The organism is Maribacter sp. 2-571 (assembly GCF_050589625.1).
In the GTDB taxonomy this organism is placed as follows: Bacteria; Bacteroidota; Bacteroidia; order Flavobacteriales; family Flavobacteriaceae; genus Pelagihabitans.
In genome coordinates this window covers 58359-83023 of the sequence record NZ_JBNGOP010000023.1, presented here as the reverse complement: position 1 = coordinate 83023, position 24665 = coordinate 58359, and the positions used below count along the sequence as shown (strand labels likewise).

Below are 24665 nucleotides of genomic sequence, written 5' to 3'. Positions count from 1 at the left end.
GGATTTTTTTTAACCCTACTTAAAGCGTATTGCATAACAACTAAAGAATGAACGATTCAAGAGCAGCCATACGATATGCAAAGGCAATTTTAGACCTGGCGGTGGACCAAAAGGCAGCCGATGCGGTCGAAAAAGACATGCGTTCGGTAGTAGCCACCATTGCAGGTAGTGAGGAGCTTTCCAAAACCTTGTCGAGCCCCGTAATCAACTCTGGGGTGAAGAAAAATGCATTGGCACTCATTTTTAAGGGCGGCCACGCCATAACAGAAGGCCTCTTTTCCATTTTATCGGAAAACAAACGGATCGGCATGCTGAACGCCGTTGCCGAAAAGTTCATCATCCTAAACGAGGATCGTAAAGGAAAAGGTATTGCGCTGGTCACCACGGCCGTGCCCTTGACACCCGAATTGGAGAAAAAAATATTGAAGCAGGTAGCACAATTGACCGGTAATGAGGTCACTATCGAAAACCGTGTCGATGAGCGCATTGTCGGTGGTTTTATATTAAGGGTGGGCGATTTACAGTATGATGCAAGTATCGCCAACAAATTGGGAAACCTAAAAAGAGAATTTACAAGCAGTCTATAACAACAACTCAGGATCGCAGAACGGCAACGTTTCAGATCTAACGTCTTATATCTAGAAAAAATGGCAGGAGTAAAAGCCGCTGAGGTATCAGCAATTTTAAAACAACAGTTATCAGGATTTGAAGCCACCGCAAGTTTGGACGAGGTGGGAACCGTATTGCAGGTAGGTGATGGTATCGCCCGAGTATACGGACTTTCCAACGCCCAATACGGGGAATTGGTAGAATTCGAAGGAGGATTGGAAGGAATTGTATTGAACCTCGAGGAAGACAATGTAGGTGTGGTACTGTTGGGCCCTTCAAGAGAGATACGGGAAGGTGCTACGGTAAAACGTACCCAACGGATCGCCTCCATCAACGTTGGAGAGGGAATCGTAGGACGTGTAGTGGATACGCTCGGAAGCCCCATAGACGGTAAAGGACCTATCACCGGGGATACCTATGAAATGCCTTTGGAGCGTAAAGCACCGGGTGTTATTTTTCGTGAGCCCGTTACCGAACCGTTGCAGTCCGGTATCAAAGCGATCGATGCGATGATTCCCGTAGGTAGGGGACAGCGTGAATTGGTCATCGGTGACCGCCAAACCGGGAAAACAACGGTTTGTATCGACACCATATTAAACCAGAAAGAATTTTACGATGCCGGCGAACCGGTATATTGTATCTATGTTGCCATAGGCCAAAAGGCTTCTACGGTTGCAGCGATCGCACAAACCTTGGAAGATAAGGGTGCATTGGCCTATACCACTATAGTGGCGGCAAATGCTTCCGATCCTGCACCGATGCAGGTATACGCCCCAATGGCGGGTGCCTCTATTGGAGAGTATTTCCGTGATACGGGAAGACCGGCATTGATCATTTACGATGACCTTTCCAAACAAGCGGTCGCATATCGTGAGGTTTCCCTTCTTTTGAGAAGACCTCCGGGACGTGAGGCCTATCCTGGTGATGTATTTTACCTACACTCCAGGTTGTTGGAGCGTGCTGCAAAGGTAATCAATGACGATGCCATTGCAAAAAACATGAACGACTTGCCCGATTCCTTAAAACCGATGGTAAAAGGAGGAGGTTCCTTAACGGCACTGCCGATTATTGAAACACAGGCGGGCGATGTGTCTGCCTATATCCCTACCAATGTGATCTCCATTACCGATGGACAGATATTTTTGGAGCAGGATCTGTTTAACCAAGGGGTGCGCCCTGCGATCAACGTGGGGATATCCGTATCCCGTGTTGGAGGTAACGCGCAGATCAAATCCATGAAGAAAGTGGCCGGTACCTTAAAACTGGATCAAGCACAGTTTCGCGAGTTGGAAGCTTTTGCCAAGTTCGGTTCCGATTTGGATGCCGCAACCTTGAACGTGATCGAAAAAGGACGTAGAAACGTTGAAATTTTGAAACAGGCACAGAACGACCCCTTTACGGTAGAAGATCAGGTGGCGATTATCTACGCCGGTTCCAAAAACCTTTTGCGCGACGTTCCCGTTGAAAAAGTAAAGGAATTTGAACGCGATTACATCGAGTTTTTAAATGCCAAGCACAGAGATGTGTTGGATACCTTAAAATCCGGTAAATTGACCGATGAGGTAATCGATACCCTGACAGCTGTAGCGAAAGACCTTTCGGGGAAGTACAGAGGTTAGTTAGGAGTTCAGAATGATGAGTTATGAGTAAGTTGAATGACAGTCCTATTCGGATCAAGAGTTTTCAATTTGCTTGTGAAGTCGTTCTCTACTGTGATTACTTAAAAGAAAACAAAGATTTTGAACTTGCTTCGCAACTACTCAAAAGCGGCACCAGTATTGGGGCGAACACCAGAGAAGCGCAACGGGGAGTAAGTAAAAAAGATTTTAAAAATAAATTTGGGATAGCTTTAAAGGAGGCCGATGAAACCAAATATTGGTTGGAGATATTGAGCGCTACCGGAAGGCAAGTACCAAAGGACATTATGGATAGGTGTGAGGAGTTGATTAGAATTTTAGTAGCGATTATCAAAAACTCTTAACTCCAAACACATAACTCATAACTTGAAAAAATGGCCAATCTAAAGGAAATACGAAACAGGATAGCATCGGTATCATCGACCATGCAGATTACCAGTGCCATGAAAATGGTTTCTGCTGCAAAGTTGAAGAAAGCACAGGATGCCATTACGGCCATGCGGCCCTATGCCGATAAGCTTACCGAGTTGTTGCAGAGTTTGAGCGCTAGTTTGGATGCCGATTCTGGAAGTAGCTTTTCCGACAATCGAGAAGTGAACAAGGTATTGGTGGTGGCGATAACCTCCAACAGAGGCCTGTGCGGTGCGTTCAACACCAACATCATCAAACAGAGCATGGCGCTTGCGAACGATACCTATGCGGGCAAGGAAGTCGATTTTATGGCTATCGGTAAAAAGGCGAACGATATCCTTGGCAAATCCCATAAGGTAATCGCCAACCATAGCGAGGTGTATGACGAGCTTACGTTCGATAACGTTGCCAAAATTGCCGAGGCCCTCATGGAACTGTTTACCACAGGGGAATATGACCGTATCGATATCGTTTATAACAAGTTCAAAAACGCTGCGACACAGCTAATAATGACGGAGCAATTTTTACCGATCGTTCCCGTAGAAGGGGCCGAGGCTTCCAGTGGTGATTATATTTTTGAACCTTCAAAAGTGGAGATTGTGGAACAATTGATTCCAAAATCGTTAAAAACACAGTTGTACAAGGGTATTCGCGATTCTTTTGCTAGCGAACACGGCGCTCGAATGACCGCAATGCATAAAGCGACCGACAATGCTACCGAGTTGCGAGATCAATTGAAGTTAACGTACAACAAAGCGCGACAGGCCGCTATTACCAATGAAATTTTGGAAATTGTCGGTGGTGCGGAAGCGTTGAACAATTAAGCGACAAAAAGCTAAAACGAAAAGCCGCTGTCCTAAAAGGTAGCGGCTTTTTTGTACCCGTTTATCAACCTTTATAAAGTGTCATTCTACCTGGCCCTTTGTCCTTTGTCCTTCCTCCTTTTGTCCTTTTGTCCTTCCGTCCCTATAAGCGTAGCGTCCTATTTCAATTTTTTAACGATTTTTGTGGACAAATGCAGCAAAAAAAAACGGCCTTACTCTTCATATTTATAACCATATTGGTCGATGTTATCGGTATCGGTATCATCATCCCCATAATTCCAGATCTGATCATGGAACTTACGGGAGAGAGCACCCATAGGGCCGTCATTTACGGCATGTGGCTCACTACCGCGTTTGCGGGAATGCAATTTCTATTCTCGCCGGTGCTGGGTGAGCTATCCGATAATTTTGGTAGAAAACCCATATTGCTAATGGCCTTATTGGGTTTGAGTGTCGATTATATGATCCACGCCTGGGCCCCCACCATTACCTGGTTGTTTTTGGGCAGGTTTCTCGCGGGCATTACCGGGGCGAGCTTTACCGTAGCCTCCGCTTACATTGCCGATATCAGTACCAAAGCGGAAAAAGCTAAAAATTTTGGGTTGATCGGTGCCGCTTTTGGTCTTGGGTTTATTATCGGGCCGGGCATTGGAGGGTTCTTTGGAGAGTTGGATATTCGGTTGCCCTTTTACATTGCGGCCGGGCTCACCTTTGCAAACTTTATCTTTGGTTGGTTCTTTGTACCGGAGTCTTTGGTGAAAACCAATAGAAGGCCGGTGAAATGGATAAAAATGGTGCCAGGGGTCTCTTTGGTAGCCCTGCGCAACTACAAGGGCGTGCTGGTACTGATCTTCGCTTTTTTTATGGCCAATTTGGCCGGTCAGGCCCTACCTTCGGTATGGTCGTACTACGGGATAGAGCGTTATGAGTGGAGTCCTCGGAGCATTGGTGTTTCCTTAATGGTGGTCGGTCTTTTGGTAGCTTTGGTACAAGGGTTATTGATCGGTATAGCGGTAAAAAGATTTGGAAAACGGAACGTGATTACCTTTGGATTTTTGCTTTGGACCGTGGGAATGTTCTTGTTTTCGTTCGCTTCCGAACCTTGGATGTTGTATGCCTTTGTAATCCCCTATGCCTTGGGGGGCGTTGCCGGGCCAACGGTACAAGGTGTAATTTCCAACCAGGTATCCGAAAAGGAGCAGGGCAACCTACAAGGTTCCATAACAGGTTTGGTGAGCGTTACCGCGATCCTGGGCCAGTTATTGTTTTCTCCCGTGTTTTACTTTTTTATTCGGCCCGGTGCTTCCATCTACTTTCCGGGTGCGCCCTATGCATTGGCGGCCTTACTGTTGTTGATTGCTTTTATTTTTGCACAAATGGCCATCAAACGGATGACTTTTGAAGATGACGATGCCATGGCGTAAAACCCCAGGGCATCTGAACAGACTTTTTATCCGTAAATATTGTCCTTTACGATTGTTATGGATATGATGAATAGAATGCTATGGGCATTGCTCCCGTTATTGGTATCGTGCAGTTCGCAAAAACAATTGGAGTACACCACTCCTTTTCGAATGGGGGAACCCTACGTACAACCTTATGTCACCGCCACCGATACGGATATCTCCTATTATGAGGTGATGATACCGATTTTGAGTTTGGACAAAGAAAATGCGGAACTGCAACAGCTTTATTACAAGGGAATGCAGTTACCGCTTCAAATAACGCTCAAGGATATTGGCAACGTGGCGATAGCACGTTATACCCCAAAGGACATAGCGGAGTCCCAAGGGACCGATACACGGCAACAAAGCGAAAAGAACGATACGGCAGGCCAAGCGACCGTGCCGTTTCCTTTTGAATTGTCCGAAACACAGGCGGTAATCAGCTATGTACAAAAAGATAGGGTCAAGTACGCTGAACTCAATGGAATTCGGTTAAACCCGGCCGTTCAGCTACAGGGAGATACCGAATATAGTACCTATTGAGAATATTGGGATTCCCCTTCCCGATGCTTTGTTGCAACACTATAAATAGGTACTTTTAAAGCTAGAACGGTCATGAAAACGGCCCACTAAAAAGAAGCACTGTTGAATCCGCTTAAAAAACTTTTCAAACAAACCGCTATATATGGTTTGGCTACAGTGCTGCCGCGGATGCTATCCTTTCTTTTGCTACCGTTATATACCGATATTTTGGCTACCGCAGGCTTCGGTAAAGTGACCATTATATTTTCATGGATCGCTATTTTGAACGTGTTTCTCGCCTACGGTATGGAAACGGCTTTTTTTCGATTTTATAACACATCGGACGACAAAAACAAGGTAGTGTCCACCAGTTTGATGAGCATTGGCGCCACTACACTTTTTTTTCTGCTGATTTCCCTTTTGTTTCAAAAAACGATTTCCGGTTTTACGGGTATCGATTTCCGATACATCAAATACACCATTTTCATTTTGGTTTTTGATGCGCTGGTAATCATACCGTTCGCATGGTTACGGGCCAACGAACGACCTATGCGTTATGCGATAATCAAAATTTTAAATGTTGTGATCAACGTAGGCCTAAGTGTCTTTTTTCTGGTGTTCTTGCCCAACTTGGCCCAAGATGGTCCTGGCGCCCTGCTGAAATGGATGTATCGGCCCGATTTTGAGATATCTTATATTTTTATGGCCAACCTTATCGCAAGTGGGGTTACGCTGCTTTTAATGGCCCCGTTATATTTTAAAAGCACGTTTGTTTTTGATGTGGTACTATGGAAAAAAATGATGCGTTATGCCTGGCCCGTTTTAGTGGCCGGTATCGCCTTTACCATTAACGAAGTATTCGACAAAATTATGTTGGAGCGTCTTTTGCCACAGGATATTGCGGAGAGCGAAGTAGGAAAATATTCCGCTTGTTATCGTTTGGCCATGTTTATGACGCTTTTCGGTACCGCTTTTCGAATGGGTATAGAACCCTTCTTTTTTAGTCATGCCGGTAAGGAAAATCCGCAAAAGGCTTACGCGCAGATAACCAATTACTTTGTAATCCTAGGCAGCGTCATTTTACTGACAGTGGTGGTTTTTGCTAACGTATTAAAGGTATTGTTCGTAAGGAACGAGGCCTATTGGGACGCGATGGAGATTGTTCCTATCATTGTACTGGCAAGTTTCTTTTTGGGAATTTATCACAACCTTTCCGTTTGGTACAAAGTAACCGACAAAACCCGCTATGGGGCCTTTATATCGGTTATCGGGGCAATTATAACAATTGGTATAAACTATTTTTTTATTCCAAAGATCGGTATAATGGCCTCGGCGATCGCCACGGTTATGGCCTATGGTAGCATGATGGTCATTTCATACTATCTGGGTAGATCACGGTATCCTGTGCCCTATAATTTTCGGAAAATTATTTTCTATCTTTCTATTTCGGTCTGCTTTTCGGTGCTTTCGTTTTATGTTTTTCAAGGCAATTTGATAGTGGGAATTGTTTTGCTTACCCTATTTTTAGGGCTGGTATACCGAATGGAGAACGACAAGTTGCGACAGATTTTTTTAAAAAAATAGACTTCGGAAGAAGCCGTATCCGCACAATCCTTACTTGAACCAAAAATAGCATATGCACATTAACATCATCAACAAATCCGAACACCCATTGCCCCATTACGAAACAGGGGCCTCCGCGGGAATGGACCTGCGTGCCAATATTTCCGAAGCGGTAACGTTACAACCATTAGGGAGGGCCATTATTAAAACAGGGCTCTTTATAGCACTTCCCGTTGGCACTGAGGCGCAAGTACGCCCGCGCAGTGGGTTGGCCGCAAAAAAGGGGATTACCGTATTGAACGCTCCGGGCACTATCGATGCCGATTATCGTGGTGAAATTGGTGTAATTCTTGTAAACCTTTCCAACGAACCCTTTGTTGTTGAAAACGGGGAACGTATCGCCCAATTGGTAATCGCCAAACACGAACGGGCCGAATGGGTGGCCGTAGAAACCTTGTCCGAAACCGCTCGAGGCTCCAGAGGTTTTGGGAGTACGGGCGTAAAGTAAATTCTTTTTTGGAACAGTTGTTGATAGTTTTTGAAATTTAAAAGAGCTCTTTAGTAAACAACTTCAGATGCGCACAAAAGGAATAGGCATTGTCCTAGTGCTGTTTATATACTTTTCAACGTTGTACTCTCTCTGTGCGCAAAAGAAAAAAAATAAGCTTGATTTTATATATAGTGATTGGATAATGAAGACTAGTAAGGTGTCGGACAACATTCTGATATTTAGAAGTCCTAGAATCCAGAATTTTCAAAACGACGGGGATCCCGGCGCTAGGTACCATTTTGTTAAGAATGATGATTCTATTCTTTATGAGGGAAAAAAGACCATCCGAAACAAAAGAATTGGATGGTGCGGGAATGAGATACGAAATGAAACAACAAATCCTTCAATAGACGAGGTATGGATTTTGGATAAAAAAAATTTACAGCTTAAGCATCAGCTCGTTTTTGAAAAGACAGGAAAGGAAGAAAAATCCAAATATTTGGCCAATTACAGCATTCGGAAGTTAAAAAGAGATTATTTGGAGCTGGAATTGAAAGATGAAAGTTATGGGCAGTTTTGAGGTATCGGTTATGAACAAGAAATTTATAGGTGTAATTGCCATTTTTACTTTTTGGGGGCTTTTAGCTCAGGAAGAAAGTGTTCCCGATTTTATATATAAAGATTGGGTACTCGTTACCCAAGAATCAGATCAAGACTTTTTGGTCTATTCCGATGAAGACGAATTTTGGCTTCACGATATACCTTATGATTCAAGCAACAATTTGAACTTAAAATCATCTGATGGAGTGCTCTCCCTTGAGTTTATAGGACCAAGAAAAACCGGGAGAAGATGCGGAAACTATAGATCAACATATTCCCAGCGAAGAGAATATTGGAAAAAAAGCACCTGGAAAATCCATAATGTGAGGGATACCATGTTTTTGGTCTTGGAATACTTTACGGCGGAAAAGGGAAAAAAATACGTTTCAACTAAAAAAGAAACTTTTCAAGTGCTTACCTTAGAGAAGAATCGTTTGGTTTTACAAAAACTGCCTGTTGACCTTTAAGAGCGGAATCTTTTTTTGTTGCTATAATTGAAGTGATGCTTTAGGTTTTTCCAATAGGGAAAGAATCGAATTGCAATCTTATTCAAAATTCCGACAATCTAAACCAAGAATATGGCAATTGGCGTGTTAACTTTGGAAAACGCTTTTAAAGTAAATTTTATGAAAAGACTAAAAGAAGAAACCTCGCTTTTGCCCAAAACAATCGATATGCTTGTTTTTAAAGGCGATAAATAAGATATGAAGGGTTATAGAACAATACTATCTCTTTTGGTTCTGTTAAGTTGCGAAGCTTTGATGTCACAAGAAGCCGACCCGGACCTTGAGGTTGAGGAAAGTGCCGCTGTTTTTTTAGAGGAGTATTCCGATGCGTTTCAGGAACACTTTTTTGAGGCCTTAAAACAAAAGGGAATCGAAAACTATGATAAAGCCATCAACAGCCTGTTAAAATGTAAGGAATTGGACCCGGGAAACCGCGTAGTCGATCATGAACTGGCCAAGGTGTATGTAAAGGACAAGCAATACAACGCAGCCGAATCCTACGCCTTGGAAGCGTTGACCTCGGCGCCCGAAAACCCTTGGTACCTTGAAACCATGGTAAGCGTTTCGCAAAAACAAGGAGCGCCCCTTCAAGACCTAAAAACCCGCATACCTTATGACAACGATAGGTTAAAGGAGAATCTGGCGCTTATTTACTATCGGCAAACTAATTACAACAACGCACTTGCCATTCTAAAGGAGACCAAAAAAACAGCCTTTTCCGACGACCTAACGGCCAAGATCAACGAGCTGCTCTCCAAAAGAACGGTCACCAGCCGATCCGTTGGCTTTACCAACACCCAAGACCGGTCCGAAGCCGGTTCGGCCGATCAATATAAAACCAGGATAAAGGGCCTTATCACGGCCAATAGCCTTCCACTTTTACAACAATTATCCGAGGAGGCCTTGGAGCGTTACCCCTCCCAACCCTACTTTTACTTTGCCAACGGCTATGCCCTGAACAAAAAGGCAAAACATCGTGAGGCCATTTCAATACTCGAGGCAGCCTTGGACTATATGATCGACGACATTTCGCTTTCCAATAAAATATATAAGGAACTGTCCGATGCCTATACGGCCTTGCACAATCCCGTAAAGGCAAATATGTATCTTCGTAAGATAAAACCCGGTTTTTAGAATGAAGCACATGCAAATGATCCTATGGTGTAAGAAACCTGTCGCCCTTTTACTGTTTTCTTTGATGATAATGGCCTGCAAATCCGGAAGAATCGCTACGGACGGTACGGTGGACTCCAGATTGACGGCAAAGACCATCATCAAGGAACATTACCAGAACCAGCTCGATTTTAAAACGCTGAAAGGAAAAATAAAGATCGAATACTCCGAGGGCGGCTCGTCCCAAGGGCTTTCCGTAAGCCTCCGCATGGAAAAGGACAAGGCCATTTGGATCAGCGCCCCACTAGGCATCGTAAAGGCCTATATTACCCCCGGAAGGGTTTCGTTTTACAACAAACTGCAAAACGAATATTTTGATGGGGACTTTAGCTATTTGAGTAAAATTTTAGGGACCGAACTGGATTTTGAACAAGTACAGAACCTGTTGTTGGGCCAGGCGATATTGAATCTCAAAGCGGAAAAGTACGCGATACGGACCACAGGCGACACCTATGAACTTAAGCCTAAAAAACCTTTGGAACTGTTTAAGATCTTGTTTCAGATCGAACCCAAAAACTTTAAGATAGCCACCCAACAGATTTCCCAACCTTTGGAACGCCGCTTGTTGCAGGTCAACTACACCAATTATCAGAAAATAGAAAAATGGATACTTCCCGACCAAATTGCGATTGCGGCAATAGAAGGAAACACTCGAAACACTATAGACATTGAGTACCGTAACATCGAATTTGACCAAGCGTTGAACTTTCCCTATAAAATACCAAAAGGTTTTGATGAAATCATATTGAAGGCGGAATGAAGCTGCTAACGGGAAATAGGATATGGCTTTTTTTGTTAATGGGTTTCCTTGCCGTACAAACCTATGGCCAAACCGATGAGCAAAAGGCGCTGGAAGTCAAACGGGCCAGACTTCAGAAAGAGATCAACGACATCAACCGATTGCTTTTTGCCGAAAAAAAACAGCGCGGTAGCGTATTGGATCAGATCGAGGCGCTCGATAAAAAAATTACGGTACGGCAGGCCCTGTTAAAGGTAACCAACCAACAGGCGAATTTGTTGAACCGCAAGATCAATGCGAACGTACGTAACATTGCTACCCTTAAAAAGGATTTGACCACGCTTAAGGACGAATACGCCGCAATCATAGCAAAGTCCTATCAAAACCGATCACAGCAGAACCGGTTGCTCTTTCTCTTGTCGTCAGAAAGCTTCTTTCAGGCGTTCAAACGGGTTCAGTATATGAAACAGTACACGGATTACCGAAAGTCGCAAGGAGCGCAGATACTGGCCAAAACAAACGAACTGACGGCCTTGAACGCAGGTTTGATCGAACAGCGTAAGGAAAAAGAACGGTTGATCGCCGAAAACAAAAAAGCCAAAGCGCAAATGATGCGGGAAATGACATCGCAAAAGGCATTATTAAAAAGTATTCGCAAGAATGAGAGCAAGTATGCCTCCGCTGTCGATAAAAAAAAGGCGGCCGCTAGAAAAATAGACCGTCAAATCGAAAAACTCATCCGAAATGCCATTGCGGCTGCGAATAAAAAAACAGGAAATACGACCAAGGAAAAGGCTTCCAAAGATTCTTTTGTACTGACACCGGAAGCGACCATTGTGGCCAACAACTTTTCGGCCAATAAGGGCCGCCTGATCTGGCCGGTGGACAAAGGCATAAAAAGTCAAGGTTTTGGCGTGTATAACGATGCCGTCTACCCTGGGATAAAGCATGAAAGCAATGGGGTGATCATCGCCACGGACGAAGGTTCCAAGGCCAGGGCCATTTTTAAGGGAGAGGTCATCGCCATATTATCGGTGCCGGGCGGTAAAAAAGGGGTGCAGATCAAACATGGAAATTACATTAGCACCTACTACAACCTTACCGAACTATCGGTTGAAAAGGGCGATATGGTGGAAGCCAAGACCGATTTGGGTACAATTTATACCGATCGGTCCAATGGGCAGACCCGCTTGAAGTTTTACCTCTATCAGAACACCCAAAAGTTGAATCCCGAGGAGTGGGTGTATCAGTTATAGTTTCCCGAGAACGATGTATAAAAAGAAATGCACCACTACAAGGTGATGCATTTCCAATGGTTTGGTATTCAGGATCAAGGCGTTACCCCTTGTATAAAAAGCGCAATGCGGTTTTATCGTTATTGTTCAACCGTCCCGTCGAAATGGATCCGAAACAGGCTTGCATAATACTGGACGGATCATAACCGGGAGTGGTTCCGGGGATCGGGATTGCCCCTACGCCTGCCTGACCCTCGTTTTGGCGTGCTCCACCGCAGCTTCTTCGCGTTCTGAAGTCGGAGTGGCGTAATCCTAAACAGTGGCCAAGCTCATGGGTGAGTACATGCCGTAATTGCCTCGGGGTAATCAAATCGGGTCGGGTATTGAATATGCGAACGAGTCCGAACGGGTCGCCGTTGGGATTGGGAAATCCGGCGATACCCCCTGGGGAATTCCGAAAACGGGGCGGCAATAACTGATCGTCCCGGCTAACGGCGATGTCGGCATTCCCACGTTGTCTTTTAAAGGAAAGCGACAAGGAAAGGTCGAGGTTTAACCTGTTGTAGTTGTTCACGGCCTGTCTTAAGGCGGTTCTTTCCCTATTGTTAAGCCCTTTTGACGTATTGATGATCCCTACGACCTTAATGGTACGGGGAAGTTGGGTTACAATATTGGTGGTACGGTAGTTTTTGTCCGTACCGGCCCCTTTTTTGTCCACATAAGTCGGATTCATAATCTCCTCATGGGTCATAAAAATATCGCCACCTACAAGAAACCCTTCCATAGGAATGTTTTGATCGTCCCTTAAGCTAATGGGTATGGCCGTGTCGCCATTAAGTCCCATTTCAAAGAGTGCCGACTTCATTTCCGCTGAAACCGGTTCTTGAATACTATCCAGTTCTTGCTCCGTTGTCGGTACCTCGCCCCGTTCGCAGGAGAAGAGCAATACCATAGTAGTTGTAAGCATCCACAAGGAGGCTTTCCAGTTGATTTTAGTTGTTTTCATCATTTAGATTTAAGGTTCAAAAATAAATTTTTGGTAAATCGGTAGTTTTTGGTCGGTTCCTTAAAACTTGAAAAAAATATTCCGGTATTTCTTCTGATTTGAAAAAACATTGAAATTAAATAAGACGAATTTCTGCGTTTTTACACGTTGTTCTGTAAGAAAAAACAGATCAATTACTGGGTTTTAGATGGATTGGGGCAGCTTTGTAGACGACGGCCATATTGGTTTTTTAATTCCGGTATCGGTACCTTTATTCTTGAATTGATAAAATACCAATAAAATGATCGCAAGTATCGATAGCAGTGTGGCATTGCACAATGGTGTAAAAATGCCCTATTTGGGATTGGGCACTTACCAGTCGGATAATGATGAAGAAGTGATCGAAGCTGTAAAACACGCAGTGTCGGTAGGGTATCGCCTTATTGATACCGCGTCGATCTATAAAAATGAAGAAGGGGTCGGTAAGGGCATACGAGCGTGCGGTATCCCGCGTGAAGCCTTGTTCGTTACCAGTAAGGTATGGAATTCCGATCAGGGTTTTCAAGGGACTTTGGACGCATTTGAACAGAGCTTGAACCGCTTGGGTCTGGAGTATTTGGACCTCTATCTTGTGCATTGGCCAGTGGCCGGGAAGTATGTCGACACTTGGCGGGCAATGGAGCAGCTGTATCGGGAAAAAAAGATACATGCTATAGGGGTGAGTAATTTTATGCAACACCACCTTGAGGAGCTTATGGGACATACCGAAATTGTGCCCATGGTAAATCAAATGGAGTTTCACCCTTACGTGGTACAACAACCATTGATCGACTTTTGCCATAAAAATAACATTCGGTATCAGGCGTGGTCACCCTTTATGCAAGGAAAAGTTTTTGGTATCGAAGCCATTAAGGAACTGGCGGAAAAGTATCAAAAGTCGGTTGCTCAGCTAGTATTACGATGGAGTTTGCAAAAAGGGGTAGCTACCATACCCAAATCGGTAAAAGCACAGCGAATTACGGATAATGCTGCTATTTTTGATTTTGAGTTGACCCAAGCCGACATGGATTTTTTGGATGGTTTGGATCGGTGGGAACGTATCGGTCCCCATCCGGATAATTTCGATTTCTAGTCCGTACTGGTTATGCACAATTAATACCAGAAATGGTATAAAGCGACCACCGCCTCGGTCAGATCCGAAATCGCGAACATGCCTATGGCATCGATGCAGGTATCGTAGCGTTTAAAAAACACTAACTTTTCCAATAAAAGGAGTAGGGTAACGTTCGTCGGTTTGCAAAAACGACCTATTGTTTTACCGCACTGAACATGCTCGGGATTGAATCCTGTAAACAGGTTTCTTCCCTATGCGGATCAAAACGGGAACGATACTTTACGGATTAGGGTCTCCCATGAACAGGGCTCTTAACTCCGAGGCTTCCGAGGGCTGCATTTTACCTGCTAAAACGAGGCTCAGCTGTTTTCGGCGCAATGCTCCCGCAAAACGTTCCCTTTCCAGATCGGTTTCCGGGGCCAAGGGTGGCACTTCAGTGGGCGTTCCCGTTTCATCGACAGCAACAAAGGTGTAAATGGCCTCATTGGCCTTGGAGCGTTCGCCGGTAAAGCGGTCCTCCATCCACACATCGATATATACTTCCATGGAGGTACGGAAAGCGCGCGAAACTTTTGCCTCGACCGTGACGACACTTCCTAAGGGAACGGCCCTATTAAAGGCTACGTGGTTTACCGAGGCGGTAACGGTAATTCGCCTGCTATGGCGCCGCGCGGCAATACTGGCGGCGCGGTCCATGCGTGCCAACAACTCACCTCCGAACAAATTGTTCAATGGATTGGTCTCGCTGGGGAGTACCATATCGGTCATCATCGTGTGGGATTCGGTGGGGCTCTTGGGTTCCATCAATAAAATTTTGGGCAAAGATATGGCTTAAACCCGGTTTTATGCGGTAGAAAATTTATTCTGGCTCGAAACTGTTGCAAACCAAATCTTTTTGAGCTTGATGACGGCCCGAAGCATCCTTTCTATGCCCAAACTTTGAAAACATACGATTTAATATCGTTTTCGATTCTCATAAACAAGGGCATAAAACATAAAAAAGGTTAGCAGGAAGATGGTACAACAGCAAACGTGCTATTTCACCGACTTTAGCCAAGCATCGGATGATTGGGTAGCCTTTATAACACGTAACATGGACAAGGCCTTATCGGTATCGGTAAAACTATCGTAGGAAACCATGTGTAAGCCGGATTCGTTTACGCCAAGGTAGGAGGCGTTAAACCCGTTTTGCTTTAACTGTCGTATTTTTTTATCCGCATTTTTTTGAAAGCGAAATGCCCCGGCGATAATGTGGTGTGTTTTTTGGGTATTCCCAGGAAGTGCGGGTTTTTCAAAAACGTTTAAGGATACTGCCGGTAACTCCATGGGTACGGCATCAAAAAAGGTGGCCTCTTGAATTTTTTTGGAAACCTGTTGTTGCGCTTCCTCGTAAGCCAATTGTTGGGTCTCCAAAGAATTTTGATATGCCCTATATCCGGTAAAACCGGTCGATACTGCCAATAAAAAGATGGCCGCATACTTCAAATAGGGGCGAAAAGAATATGCTTCCCGTTTTTCGGGAGTGATTAAAATAGGAGTTTGCTCCTCAAGGGCGTTTACCTGCGTCTTTAACACTTCACGTACTACGGGTGCTGTTTTTACCGGTGCCAATCCAAAGGAAGAAGGTAGAAAATTGTGTTGTTTTGAAGGTTGAAATTGAATGTTCCCTTCGTTGTTGAACCACAATTCCCCAATATCCGAAAACAACAGTCGTTCCTCGGAACGCATTTGGTTTTTCCAATTGTTAGCGGTCTCTTCTACTAGTTGCAACATGGTGTCATAATCGGTCTTTTCCGAGTCTGCCATGTAAGAAACCAACAAACCGTCGTTGGCGATCAATTGGCCATTGAAAGCTATGGTTTTGCTTGGAGGGTAAAAGGTATTGGAAGCCTCATCTAGCATTGCGGATCGCTTTTGTGCCAAGAACGCACCAAATCCCGGAACAACAACACAGTTGTACCGATATAACAATTGACCCAGATAGTGTTCTACTCCCATCAAGGCAAATATGAAAAAATTTAACCCGATTTAAAACCCCCTTAGTTTACTTTTTATTAACATTATAATTTGTGTATTTTGTGGATAACTTATTAGGGATTTTAAATGACTACGAATGAACTTATTGCGCTGTTAAGATTGCAACGGATCCCAAATATTGGTGATGTGACGGCCAAAAAATTGATTGCCCATTGTGGTAGTGCGGAAGCAATTTTTAGCGATAAACCTTATCGACTTCAGCAGATTGACGGCGTCGGGACCAAAATACTCACGGGCATAAAAGAAAGTACGTATTTGACCGCCGCGGAGAACGAATATCGGTATATCGAAAAACATCAGGTCAAGGTTACGGCCTATACCGATCCGGAATATCCGGAATATTTGAAGCATTGCATCGATGGCCCTATCCTATTGTTTCAAAAAGGAAATATTGATTTACGGAACAGAAAAATACTCAGTATAGTCGGCACCCGAAAGATTACCGGTTATGGGCTGGCACTTTGTGAGCGATTGTTGGAAGACTTGGCACCCCTTGATCCGTTGATCGTTAGCGGTTTTGCCTATGGTGTGGATATTTGTGCCCAGCGCGCCGCCGTCAAACAGGGGTTGCAGACTATTGGATGTTTGGCACATGGGTTGAACCAAATGTATCCTAAGGTACATGATAGGTATTCGGGCCAAGTGATGCAAAACGGAGGGTTCGTTACCGAGTTTTGGAGCAGTAGCAGCCCGGAACGCGAAAACTTTTTAAAACGAAATCGGATCATTGCGGGAATGGCCGAGGCTACCGTTGTTATAGAATCCGCCGAAAAGGGCGGGAGCTTGGTCACTGCCGATATTGCGAACAGTTATGACCGGGAGGTATTCGCATTTCCGGGCAGGGCGCAAGATGCCTATAGTGTCGGTTGTAATAATTTGATAAAGCGCCAACAGGCCCATATGGTGACTTCGGCCGCCGATATCATTTATCTGTTGGGGTGGGATGTACCCGTTCGGGAAAAAAAGGTAGCGCAACAGCAATTGTTCGTAAACCTTGACCCTATGGAACAAACCATTTACGATTACTTGCAAAAAGCGGGAAAACAAGAGATGGATCAAATTGCGCTGGAATGCAAGCTGCCTGTTTTTAAAACGTCTTCCACCTTACTGAATATGGAAATGAAAGGGGCGATACGGCCTTTGCCAGGGAAGCTTTTCGAAGCCGTTTAGTACCTCTCGATATTAAAGCGCTCCCGCTTCGTTCATCTAATAGGATGTGTAAGAAGTTTGTCTTCCGTTTTCATAGGTGGTTTCGGAAACTAATTTTCCGGTGGCATCATAGCTTTTAAAAACGCCCTGTTTTTTGCCATTTACGTACTGCCCTTCTCTTCTGATATTTTCCAATCCATCTGAATAGTATGTTCTATAAACACCCTCTCGGATGCCGTTCACGAACTCTTCCTCCCTCATTATAACTCCGGTCATGGAGTATCTTTTTTGTATACCATGTTCTTTGCCATTTTTCCATGGAAGATGATATTCTTTAATACCTTGATCGTTAAACCGCTCAAGAATTCCTTTTCTCCCTTTTTCGTTAAAATGCTCTACCGACCGTAATTTTCCATTCGGATGGTATTGTTTGTCGAGCGTTTTTAGACCTTTTTCAAAGGTAATTAAGTACCATTTTATTCCTTCCTCCGAATAGCCTTCATGAAGACCGTGAGGCTTCCCCTTTAAAAACTGTTTCACGGTTTTCAATTGTCCGTTTTGATAATATGTTTTTTCCTTGTAAGAATCAAAATCGCTATACTCTTTTGTCCACTCGTCTTGTCCGTTCAACCACGTTTCGCTCCAAGTACCTGTGGGGACATCCTTTTTATAAAATTCGGTTCGTCTCGTCTTTTTGTCTACATATTCCGAAAATTCAGTAGTAGCAGTCCATTTCCCATCTTTCAATCCATCGGAATAGTTTTCAGTTTTTATAACCTTTCCCTTTTGGTTATATTCTATCCATTTTCCATCTTCTTTTCCGTTTTTCCAGTAGGCTTCGCTATTTACATTCCCGTTTTTAAAGTAGGTTTTCGCTTCCCCATCGGCAATACCGTCCTTAAAAGTGGAGGTATACTCCAAGTTTCCAAAACTGTCGTACCCCATCCATTTTCCATTTACTTTTCCGTTAACAAAGTTCGCTTCGCTATAGGCTCCGGACCCTTCCGCTATTTTATAAGATCCGTTCAATGTTTCTTTGTTACTATTATAGTAAATGTTTTGCTTGCCAAGTTGTACAACGTTAACATCATCTATTACTTTAAAGTCGTTTTTTTGGGCGTATGCGGTGCCTGAAAATATGAGATGAAAAAACAGAAGCGCTGCAATGACCGTGGGTCTAAAATCGTGCAAAGAGATGAAAGCTAGGTTCATACGTGATGGTACTCTTTTTATTTGTTAAAAAATCTGTTTAAATACAACCCTTTGTTCTCTGGTGTAGGTTATTTACATACGTTTTCGGTTTGAAACCTGCCAAGAACCCGTTCTATTTAACGAAGGTAATAATGTGATTTGATCGAAAAACATTACTCCTGACAACGTGCTTACAAAACCCATATTGTATTTCTCCATTGTTTTGATTAAAATTTTTCGGCCATTACGGCAATATGGGCAATTTTTAAGATCAATATCCCAATTTGCTACGAACCCTTGTCAATACGGCCTCCGCTACTTTTTTTGCTTTTTCCGCTCCAACAAATAGGGCCTCATCAATTTCATCGGTATGCGCCATATAGTAATCGAACCGTTCCCGTGCTTCCCCAAAGGTCGCTACAAGAAGCTCGAACAGAGCCTGTTTGGCATGTCCGTAACCAAAATTTCCGGCCAGGTAATTTGCGGTCATTTCTTCGATCTGTTCTTGGTCCGCCAACAGTTTATACAGAGCAAACACGTTATCGTCGGTAGGGTCCTTGGGATGTTCCATGGGCGTACTATCGGTTTTGATGCCCATTACCTGTTTGCGTAACTTTTTGTCTGTTTGAAAAAGGTTGATGAGGTTTCCCTTACTCTTGCTCATTTTTTCCCCATCCGTACCCGGAACGTACATCGTGGCCTCCTGTACTTTGGCCTCTGGCAATACAAAGGTATCCCCCAGCTGTGCATGAAAACGGGAAGCGACATCACGGGTCATTTCCAAATGTTGCAATTGGTCTTTTCCAACGGGAACCACATCGGCATCGTACAACAAAATATCGGCGGCCATGAGCATCGGGTAGGTGAACAGCCCGGCGTTTACATCGCCCAATCGATCCGCTTTATCCTTAAAAGAGTGGGCCAGGGTCAACCGTTGGTACGGAAAAAAGCAACTCAGGTACCATGAAAGCTCGGTTACTTGGGGAATGTCGCTCTGTCTATAAAACACCGTTTTTTCGATATCCAGACCAAAAGCCAACCACGTTGCCGCGGTGGCATAGGTGTTTTGCCGCAGTTCGTCCCCATCTTTGATCTGGGTTAGGGAATGCATGTCCGCAATAAAAAGGTAGGATTCGTTGTCAGGGTCGTTCGCCATTTGGATTGCCGGCGCGATAGCGCCCAAAATATTGCCCAAGTGCGGAACGCCCGTGCTTTGTATGCCTGTTAAAATTCTAGCCATCTGCTTTTTTTGATAGCGCACTCATTTGGACTTTTGGGATCGGCGATTCCAATGTTTCGGAAAGCGATTTACGGCCCCGTTAAAGGCTTTTTGACCAATCAAAAAAAGTCTTGATGCGTTCGAAAGGCAAATGTATAACAAATCATAAAAATGCTGCCCCAAGAAAACCAACAATGCTTTTTTAAAAACAGATTGGCACGGCTTATATTCTTTAAAAAGGGCAAGCTTGGGCGCGAAATATGAAAATAACGCTAAAAGAAGACGGCATGACGCGTTCAATACTTATTTTTGGGGCCATGCTCCGTTTTATTAAAAATATAGGACATACCGTCTATCGTGTCTGGTTTTACATATTGGTCGCCGTTCCTATTTTGATCATGTTTCCTATTTTGGTGGTGTTCAGTTTTTCGGAAAAAACATATCCGCAGTTTTTCTGGTTGGCACGCAATATATGGGCGAACGTAATTTTGTACGGTATGGGTTGTCCGCCCAAGATCCATCGGGAACAACCCTTGGAAAAAGGGAAAAGTTATATGTTGGTGGCCAACCATACCAGTATGCTCGATATTATGTTGATGTTGCGGGTAAGTTCCAATCCCTTTGTTTTTGTCGGAAAAAAGGAACTGGTAAAGATTCCGGTTTTTGGCTTTTTTTACAAACGGGTCTGTATTATGGTCGATCGCGGCGATACCCGAAGTAGGACCGGGGTGTATCGGAGGGCACAACGCCGTTTGAACCAGGGGTTGAGCATTTGCATCTTTCCCGAAGGGGGCGTTCCCGAGGAGGAAGTACTTTTGGACGACTTTAAGGACGGTGCCTTTAAAATGGCCATAGCCCATAACATTCCCGTTGTTCCCATGACGTTTTACGATGGAAAAAAGCGTTTTTCCTTTACTTTTTTGAGTGGGGGGCCAGGGCGGCTTCGGGCCAGGGTACATCGTTTCTTTGATACCTCGGCACAGACCGAGGAAGACAAATCGAAACTAAGGGAATCGGTAAGGGAAGTGATTTTGACCGAATTGCGGTCGTTCGTTAAAACCACATCTACCCTTCCATAACGCCTTTCCCACCATATTGGTGGAGAGGTGAGCAGGACATTTGCTCATGACAACGCTCAATCATCTTGCACTATTTCAAAGTTAAAAGGGTATTAGAATTCCCGGTAACGCGCATCTAAAAACCGATTGGCCTCCGTTTCGGCAAATTTTGCCGCAGTACTGTCCCAATGCAATGTTTGACCGGGGAAACGCCCGGCGATCACGCCCAGCAAAATCGTTTCCGTAAGCTTTGCGGCATAGGAAAAGGGCGCACTGCAGGTGGCATTTCCAAGACAGGCGTCTACAAACTGATGGTAGTGCTTTTTCCCCTCCGAAGCATAGTCCCGAACCGGGGCACCCAGTTGGAAAGAAGCGATATCGATATCCTGATAAGCACCGTCGACGATCAGTTGGGGAAGTTTCATGAAGTGGGGAAGGTATAAACGACCTTTTTCCCCTATGAACATGGCCCCTTGGTCGTGTAGCTCTTCACCGTTGGGCAAATTGAGGTCTTCCCTTTGTTGGTCGGCTCCCGCACCATCGTACCATACCCATTTTAAGGTATCCGTGGTATATTTCGTGCCGGGAAACTCGTAAATGACAGTATTCTGTTCGGGATATCCGAACCCGTTAGGGTTTCTACAATGGTTGATTACCGTTTTGGGAACATCCAATTGTAGGGCATTGTAGGGCGTGTCGAAAATATGGACTCCCATATCGCCCAAGGTGCCACACCCATAGTCCACCAGTTTTCTCCAGTTTCCGGGATGGTAAAAGTCGTTTTTATAGGAGCGTTCCGCCGAAGTCCCTAGCCAAAGGTTCCAATCGAGCGTTTCCGGAACGGTATCGCTGCCCTCCGGTACCTCGCCATCATAACCCCAGTTTTTTGGCGACCATGCCCGAACGGTATGTACTTTTCCGATAATTCCGGATTGGATGAGCAACGTGGCCAGCTTGTAATCGTAAAACGAATGTACCTGAATGCCCATTTGGGTGACCAGTTGTTTTTCGGCCGCCATTTTTCGCATGGCCCTGGCCTCGGTCACATGATGGGTCAATGGTTTTTGACAGTATACCGGCTTGTTCATTTCCATGGCGAGCATTGCCGCCGGAGCATGGGTATGGTCGGGGGTAGATACGATAACGGCATCTATTTTTCGCTTCATTTTTTTAAGAAGTACCCGATAGTCCGAAAAGGTCTTTGCTTCCGGATGTAGAAAGGAAGCTTCTGCCAAATGTGTGGCGTCCACATCGCAAAGCGCCGTTACATCGACCAAAGGATGCGAAGCGATCGCCATAAGGTCTTCCTTGCCCATATTGCCCACCCCGATATGTGCGGTCCGCAATCTTTTTTTACCGGTAAGGGCCCACGTTCCCGTTGGCAATAACATCATGGAAGATAGGGCGGCACTACTTTTTAAAAACTCCCTTTTTTTCATTTGTATGCTTTTTATAGATTGGCGGTAGGCAAGGAAACTTCCTTTTAAGGTCTTGCGGGCTTGCCCCGAGGTAGTTTACCAAAGCCGAAAATACGAATCCCCTTGCTGTTTTTGTTTTATCCGACCAGGACAAAATGCTTTAGAAAGCACCTTAACAGCCTTTTAAATGTAATATATTTTAAGAGATCGGCCCTATTTCTTTTTATGGAAGTCGCTTTCAGCGGGTACCCGATGAACGCGTCTTGTGTTTTTGATTTCCACCAGTGGGTTTTACCCCCATGCTGGTATCGAAATGGTATTAATGCCGCATGGGCTTGCCACGAGGAAAATACTGGCATCTACCAATAAAAAAGCCCCAACAAGCTGTCAGGGCTTATATTAGGGGACGTTGCGCTCCACAACGGCCAGCCTAACCAACATCCTTACCAGAATTTGTGCCCTAAGTATCATACTTCGGACCTCTGATGTGGAACAGCATACTAAAACCGAAAGCTCAATCCACTATAGACCCCTACTGAAAACGGTTGAAAAGTACCGTCTACGGTAGAAAAAGTGTTGAGTTGATACTTGAACATCGGTTCTATGTTCAATCGAATGCTGCTATTAAAGTTATAATTTACACCAATGCCTACGTTGGTACTAAAGTTCAGGTTGTTAACGTTGTTCGCCTCCCCCATTTCCAATGTTTCGTTACCCGAGGTAAGCGCAACGGAATTGTCTACCAAGAACAACGAACTAAAACCGCCGATGAGGTTGATCCCGAACTTTTTGTCCATAAGGGCATAGTTCAGCTCCAAGGGAACTTCCAAATAACCGAACTGCTGCGACATGGTGCCGTCCCTTGCCGCCGATGGGGCATTTATGTCCAATGCTTCGGTAGGCATATCGCCCACACTTTGCACGGTTCGCCCGGCCTTACTCTGTACTACCAAACTACGCGAGTTCAATGAATAATCAATATTGTCGATCTGACCGTTACTGGAACCCTCCAAAGAGGAGGTGAATTCAATATCATTGGTGCCGTAACCGTAATCTACTCGGTGCACCCCGGAACGTACACTTAATTTTTCGTTTATTTCATAGGCTACCGATAGCCCATAGCTAAGGTTGGTCTCTCCCGATTTTGAATTGGGCACAAAAATGGAGTGTACCGGTGAGCCCTCTCCAAAAGCACTATAAAAAACAGGGGCAATACTTGGCCCTGCGGACCACCGCCCTTCCGAATCATTTTCGGCAACAGCTTCCTCTTCTTGTTCTTTTATTTCATCAAAAATGGACTTCTTTTTATTGGTGCCGAGGCTATCTTTCTCTTTTTGCCGCTCTGGAACCGTTTGGTCCTGTGCCAATGCCTCGCGATTTTGCTGTTTGTCCAACAGGCCCTTATCGGTACCATTGTTTTTGTTTAAAGTGTCCTTAGGGTTCAAGGGTGTTTGTTCCGGAACGTCGTTGTTGATCGCTACCCCTTGTTCTTCCGGTGTACGGTTTGCATCATTTGAGGGTTTTACGGTAGTATTGGCAACTTTATCCAAAGTATCCGTTGTCGTCCTGAACGGTTGCGATTCTGTATTGCGACCTTCTTCTTTGATTCCTTTATCGTCGTCCGTAACGGATAGTCCGGTTTGTTCGCTATTTGGAACGGCAAACGCTTTTTGGGCCTGCTTTCCATCGTTTTGATCAACGGTTTCTTTCACGCGCTTTTCGGGTGAACTGCCCGCAACCGAAGTGGTATCGGAATTTTCGCCCTTAGGGTTGGTGTTTTCATCGGTAGTAACGACGGCCCCGTCGTCGGTTTTGGTGTCGTTGTCAAAAAGAGGTGTGGTCTTTGTATCGTTTTCCGGATCCTGTATTACGGGTTTTTCCGTATTGGTATCCGTGTCGGTCACTGCAGGCAACTGGTTGTCGGTTTCCGCAAAGGGATTAAAGGCCCAAAAGGCAATAAGCAATCCTGCCGCTACACCGGCATACCGCCACCATATGGGAATGATCCTTCTGGAATCTTTTTTCTTATCGAGCGACGCTTCCAGGGCCTGCCAGACTTTTTCGTCCGGCATTTCCGAAAAGTCCAAGAATTTTTCTTGGAAGAATTCGTCTAATTTCTTTTTACCCATCTTAAAATGGTTTACAATTTTTAATTTTCTTTTTCCAATCCTTTTTTAAGGGATGTCCCGTAATCAAGAACAATATGCCTAGCACCGCTTTGTCCTTATGGGCTTCAATCTTTTCTTTTAGCAATATTCGTGCACGGGCCAAATTCGATTTTGAGGTGCCCGGTGAAGTGCCCAACTGTTCCCCAATTTCCTTATGGGTATATCCATCCATCACATACATATTAAAGGTGAGGCGATATTTGTTCGGCAGTTCCTGTATATATTTCAGTAAGACTTGAAGGTTGATATCGGTATGTTCGGAAGCGATTTCGACTTCTTCCTCCAAATTTTCCGAAACTACGTTCAAGTGTTCTTGTTTGCGATATTTTTGCAACACCGTGTTTACGGTAATGCGTTTCATCCACCCTTCAAAAGAACCCTTGGAACCAAATTGATGGATCTTGTCAAAAATGGTCATAAAACTATCGTGCAAGGAATCCTCGGCCTCCGTTTTGTTGCGCGAGTACTTCAAACAGATACCGAACAGTACGCCCGCGTACTTGCGGTATAGCTGTTCCTGTGCCTGCCGGTTTCCCTGTTTGCAGTTTTGTATGAGCTCTTCTAAACTCAAA

The 24665-nt window shown here is 44.6% G+C and carries 25 protein-coding genes; 17 read left to right on the top strand and 8 right to left on the bottom strand.

The window, feature by feature from the left end; genetic code table 11:
- Window positions 1-47 precede the first annotated feature (47 nt).
- From atpH to ACRD7P_RS15640, 14 genes are all read left to right on the top strand, one after another.
- Window positions 48-587 carry an ATP synthase F1 subunit delta gene (gene atpH, locus ACRD7P_RS15705; protein WP_430908590.1) on the top strand — a complete coding sequence of 180 codons (540 nt, stop codon included), beginning with the start codon at window positions 48-50 and terminating at the stop codon, window positions 585-587.
- Between the two features lie 60 nt (window positions 588-647).
- Entirely contained in the window at window positions 648-2228 is a 1581-nt protein-coding gene (gene atpA / locus ACRD7P_RS15700; protein WP_430908589.1) for a F0F1 ATP synthase subunit alpha, read from the top strand.
- Between the two features lie 23 nt (window positions 2229-2251).
- Window positions 2252-2590 carry a four helix bundle protein gene (locus tag ACRD7P_RS15695; RefSeq protein WP_430908588.1) on the top strand — a complete coding sequence of 113 codons (339 nt, stop codon included), beginning with the start codon at window positions 2252-2254 and terminating at the stop codon, window positions 2588-2590.
- 30 nt (window positions 2591-2620) lie between these two features.
- Window positions 2621-3481 (top strand): ATP synthase F1 subunit gamma, encoded by an 861-nt coding sequence (gene atpG, locus ACRD7P_RS15690; protein WP_430908587.1) that lies wholly within the window; start codon window positions 2621-2623, stop codon window positions 3479-3481.
- Between the two features lie 191 nt (window positions 3482-3672).
- Entirely contained in the window at window positions 3673-4905 is a 1233-nt protein-coding gene (locus tag ACRD7P_RS15685) for a TCR/Tet family MFS transporter (RefSeq protein WP_430908586.1), read from the top strand.
- Between the two features lie 63 nt (window positions 4906-4968).
- Complete coding sequence (locus ACRD7P_RS15680) at window positions 4969-5469, top strand: hypothetical protein (RefSeq protein ID WP_430908585.1); 501 nt, start codon at window positions 4969-4971, stop codon at window positions 5467-5469.
- A gap of 102 nt (window positions 5470-5571) precedes the next feature.
- On the top strand, window positions 5572-7032 hold the full coding sequence (locus ACRD7P_RS15675) for a lipopolysaccharide biosynthesis protein (protein WP_430908584.1): 1461 nt from the start codon (window positions 5572-5574) through the stop codon (window positions 7030-7032).
- Between the two features lie 52 nt (window positions 7033-7084).
- Window positions 7085-7519 carry a dUTP diphosphatase gene (gene dut / locus ACRD7P_RS15670; RefSeq protein ID WP_430908583.1) on the top strand — a complete coding sequence of 145 codons (435 nt, stop codon included), beginning with the start codon at window positions 7085-7087 and terminating at the stop codon, window positions 7517-7519.
- Between the two features lie 67 nt (window positions 7520-7586).
- A complete protein-coding gene (locus ACRD7P_RS15665; protein WP_430908582.1) occupies window positions 7587-8081 on the top strand; it encodes a hypothetical protein in 495 nt (164 codons plus the stop codon).
- Entirely contained in the window at window positions 8068-8568 is a 501-nt protein-coding gene (locus ACRD7P_RS15660; protein WP_430908581.1) for a hypothetical protein, read from the top strand. The genes ACRD7P_RS15665 and ACRD7P_RS15660 overlap by 14 nt, the downstream gene beginning before the upstream one ends.
- 111 nt (window positions 8569-8679) lie before the next feature.
- Window positions 8680-8802, top strand: a complete 123-nt coding sequence (locus ACRD7P_RS15655) for a hypothetical protein (protein ID WP_430908580.1) — start codon at window positions 8680-8682, stop codon at window positions 8800-8802.
- A 57-nt stretch (window positions 8803-8859) separates the two neighbouring features.
- Window positions 8860-9741, top strand: a complete 882-nt coding sequence (locus ACRD7P_RS15650) for a tetratricopeptide repeat protein (RefSeq protein WP_430908579.1) — start codon at window positions 8860-8862, stop codon at window positions 9739-9741.
- A 1-nt stretch (window position 9742) separates the two neighbouring features.
- Window positions 9743-10540, top strand: a complete 798-nt coding sequence (locus ACRD7P_RS15645) for a DUF4292 domain-containing protein (RefSeq protein WP_430908578.1) — start codon at window positions 9743-9745, stop codon at window positions 10538-10540.
- Complete coding sequence (locus ACRD7P_RS15640; RefSeq protein ID WP_430908577.1) at window positions 10537-11775, top strand: murein hydrolase activator EnvC family protein; 1239 nt, start codon at window positions 10537-10539, stop codon at window positions 11773-11775. Before ACRD7P_RS15645 ends, ACRD7P_RS15640 begins: the two co-directional genes overlap by 4 nt.
- 82 nt (window positions 11776-11857) lie before the next feature.
- Here the strand turns inward: ACRD7P_RS15640 and ACRD7P_RS15635 are convergent, their stop codons facing one another.
- Complete coding sequence (locus ACRD7P_RS15635; protein WP_430908576.1) at window positions 11858-12760, bottom strand: M57 family metalloprotease; 903 nt, start codon at window positions 12758-12760, stop codon at window positions 11858-11860.
- A gap of 280 nt (window positions 12761-13040) precedes the next feature.
- Here ACRD7P_RS15635 and ACRD7P_RS15630 point away from each other — a divergent pair, with 280 nt between their 5' ends.
- On the top strand, window positions 13041-13871 hold the full coding sequence (locus ACRD7P_RS15630; RefSeq protein WP_430908575.1) for an aldo/keto reductase: 831 nt from the start codon (window positions 13041-13043) through the stop codon (window positions 13869-13871).
- Between the two features lie 261 nt (window positions 13872-14132).
- Here the strand turns inward: ACRD7P_RS15630 and ACRD7P_RS15625 are convergent, their stop codons facing one another.
- Entirely contained in the window at window positions 14133-14657 is a 525-nt protein-coding gene (locus ACRD7P_RS15625) for an acyl-CoA thioesterase (RefSeq protein ID WP_430908574.1), read from the bottom strand.
- 231 nt (window positions 14658-14888) lie between these two features.
- Window positions 14889-15851, bottom strand: coding sequence for an SPOR domain-containing protein (locus ACRD7P_RS15620; RefSeq protein WP_430908600.1), 963 nt, complete (start codon window positions 15849-15851; stop codon window positions 14889-14891).
- 105 nt (window positions 15852-15956) lie between these two features.
- Here ACRD7P_RS15620 and dprA point away from each other — a divergent pair, with 105 nt between their 5' ends.
- Window positions 15957-17060, top strand: a complete 1104-nt coding sequence (gene dprA, locus ACRD7P_RS15615; protein WP_430908573.1) for a DNA-processing protein DprA — start codon at window positions 15957-15959, stop codon at window positions 17058-17060.
- A gap of 36 nt (window positions 17061-17096) precedes the next feature.
- Here the strand turns inward: dprA and ACRD7P_RS15610 are convergent, their stop codons facing one another.
- Window positions 17097-18251 carry a toxin-antitoxin system YwqK family antitoxin gene (locus ACRD7P_RS15610; RefSeq protein ID WP_430908572.1) on the bottom strand — a complete coding sequence of 385 codons (1155 nt, stop codon included), beginning with the start codon at window positions 18249-18251 and terminating at the stop codon, window positions 17097-17099.
- Between the two features lie 250 nt (window positions 18252-18501).
- Window positions 18502-19470 (bottom strand): tryptophan--tRNA ligase, encoded by a 969-nt coding sequence (gene trpS, locus ACRD7P_RS15605; protein WP_430908571.1) that lies wholly within the window; start codon window positions 19468-19470, stop codon window positions 18502-18504.
- Between the two features lie 296 nt (window positions 19471-19766).
- Between trpS and ACRD7P_RS15600 the strand changes: the two genes are divergently transcribed.
- The gene (locus ACRD7P_RS15600; RefSeq protein WP_430908598.1) at window positions 19767-20528 is read left to right on the top strand and encodes a lysophospholipid acyltransferase family protein; all 762 of its coding nucleotides are present in this window, start codon (window positions 19767-19769) and stop codon (window positions 20526-20528) included.
- A gap of 92 nt (window positions 20529-20620) precedes the next feature.
- Here the strand turns inward: ACRD7P_RS15600 and ACRD7P_RS15595 are convergent, their stop codons facing one another.
- The 3 genes from ACRD7P_RS15595 to ACRD7P_RS15585 all read right to left on the bottom strand — a co-directional run bounded on the left by ACRD7P_RS15595 (window position 20621) and on the right by ACRD7P_RS15585 (window position 24664).
- Window positions 20621-21946 (bottom strand): Gfo/Idh/MocA family protein, encoded by a 1326-nt coding sequence (locus ACRD7P_RS15595; RefSeq protein ID WP_430908570.1) that lies wholly within the window; start codon window positions 21944-21946, stop codon window positions 20621-20623.
- 479 nt (window positions 21947-22425) lie between these two features.
- On the bottom strand, window positions 22426-24054 hold the full coding sequence (locus tag ACRD7P_RS15590; protein ID WP_430908569.1) for a hypothetical protein: 1629 nt from the start codon (window positions 24052-24054) through the stop codon (window positions 22426-22428).
- Between the two features lies 1 nt (window position 24055).
- Window positions 24056-24664, bottom strand: coding sequence for an RNA polymerase sigma factor (locus tag ACRD7P_RS15585; protein WP_430908568.1), 609 nt, complete (start codon window positions 24662-24664; stop codon window positions 24056-24058).
- Window position 24665 lies beyond the last annotated feature (1 nt).

What these genes read in the sequence shown, in the direction of transcription:
- ACRD7P_RS15630 (WP_430908575.1), top strand. Translation starts at nt 13,041, where the DNA reads ATGATCGCAAGTATCGATAGCAGTGTGGCATTGCACAATGGTGTAAAA.
- ACRD7P_RS15635 (WP_430908576.1), bottom strand. Translation starts at nt 12,760, where the DNA reads ATGAAAACAACTAAAATCAACTGGAAAGCCTCCTTGTGGATGCTTACA.
- ACRD7P_RS15680 (WP_430908585.1), top strand. Translation starts at nt 4,969, where the DNA reads ATGATGAATAGAATGCTATGGGCATTGCTCCCGTTATTGGTATCGTGC.
- atpA (WP_430908589.1), top strand. Translation starts at nt 648, where the DNA reads ATGGCAGGAGTAAAAGCCGCTGAGGTATCAGCAATTTTAAAACAACAG.
- ACRD7P_RS15695 (WP_430908588.1), top strand. Translation starts at nt 2,252, where the DNA reads ATGAGTAAGTTGAATGACAGTCCTATTCGGATCAAGAGTTTTCAATTT.
- ACRD7P_RS15665 (WP_430908582.1), top strand. Translation starts at nt 7,587, where the DNA reads ATGCGCACAAAAGGAATAGGCATTGTCCTAGTGCTGTTTATATACTTT.
- ACRD7P_RS15625 (WP_430908574.1), bottom strand. Translation starts at nt 14,657, where the DNA reads ATGGAACCCAAGAGCCCCACCGAATCCCACACGATGATGACCGATATG.
- ACRD7P_RS15655 (WP_430908580.1), top strand. Translation starts at nt 8,680, where the DNA reads ATGGCAATTGGCGTGTTAACTTTGGAAAACGCTTTTAAAGTAAATTTT.
- ACRD7P_RS15590 (WP_430908569.1), bottom strand. Translation starts at nt 24,054, where the DNA reads ATGGGTAAAAAGAAATTAGACGAATTCTTCCAAGAAAAATTCTTGGAC.
- trpS (WP_430908571.1), bottom strand. Translation starts at nt 19,470, where the DNA reads ATGGCTAGAATTTTAACAGGCATACAAAGCACGGGCGTTCCGCACTTG.
- ACRD7P_RS15645 (WP_430908578.1), top strand. Translation starts at nt 9,743, where the DNA reads ATGAAGCACATGCAAATGATCCTATGGTGTAAGAAACCTGTCGCCCTT.
- ACRD7P_RS15660 (WP_430908581.1), top strand. Translation starts at nt 8,068, where the DNA reads ATGGGCAGTTTTGAGGTATCGGTTATGAACAAGAAATTTATAGGTGTA.
- dut (WP_430908583.1), top strand. Translation starts at nt 7,085, where the DNA reads ATGCACATTAACATCATCAACAAATCCGAACACCCATTGCCCCATTAC.
- ACRD7P_RS15610 (WP_430908572.1), bottom strand. Translation starts at nt 18,251, where the DNA reads ATGAACCTAGCTTTCATCTCTTTGCACGATTTTAGACCCACGGTCATT.
- ACRD7P_RS15620 (WP_430908600.1), bottom strand. Translation starts at nt 15,851, where the DNA reads ATGGGAGTAGAACACTATCTGGGTCAATTGTTATATCGGTACAACTGT.
- ACRD7P_RS15685 (WP_430908586.1), top strand. Translation starts at nt 3,673, where the DNA reads ATGCAGCAAAAAAAAACGGCCTTACTCTTCATATTTATAACCATATTG.
- atpG (WP_430908587.1), top strand. Translation starts at nt 2,621, where the DNA reads ATGGCCAATCTAAAGGAAATACGAAACAGGATAGCATCGGTATCATCG.
- dprA (WP_430908573.1), top strand. Translation starts at nt 15,957, where the DNA reads ATGACTACGAATGAACTTATTGCGCTGTTAAGATTGCAACGGATCCCA.
- ACRD7P_RS15640 (WP_430908577.1), top strand. Translation starts at nt 10,537, where the DNA reads ATGAAGCTGCTAACGGGAAATAGGATATGGCTTTTTTTGTTAATGGGT.
- ACRD7P_RS15595 (WP_430908570.1), bottom strand. Translation starts at nt 21,946, where the DNA reads ATGAAAAAAAGGGAGTTTTTAAAAAGTAGTGCCGCCCTATCTTCCATG.
- atpH (WP_430908590.1), top strand. Translation starts at nt 48, where the DNA reads ATGAACGATTCAAGAGCAGCCATACGATATGCAAAGGCAATTTTAGAC.
- ACRD7P_RS15600 (WP_430908598.1), top strand. Translation starts at nt 19,767, where the DNA reads ATGCTCCGTTTTATTAAAAATATAGGACATACCGTCTATCGTGTCTGG.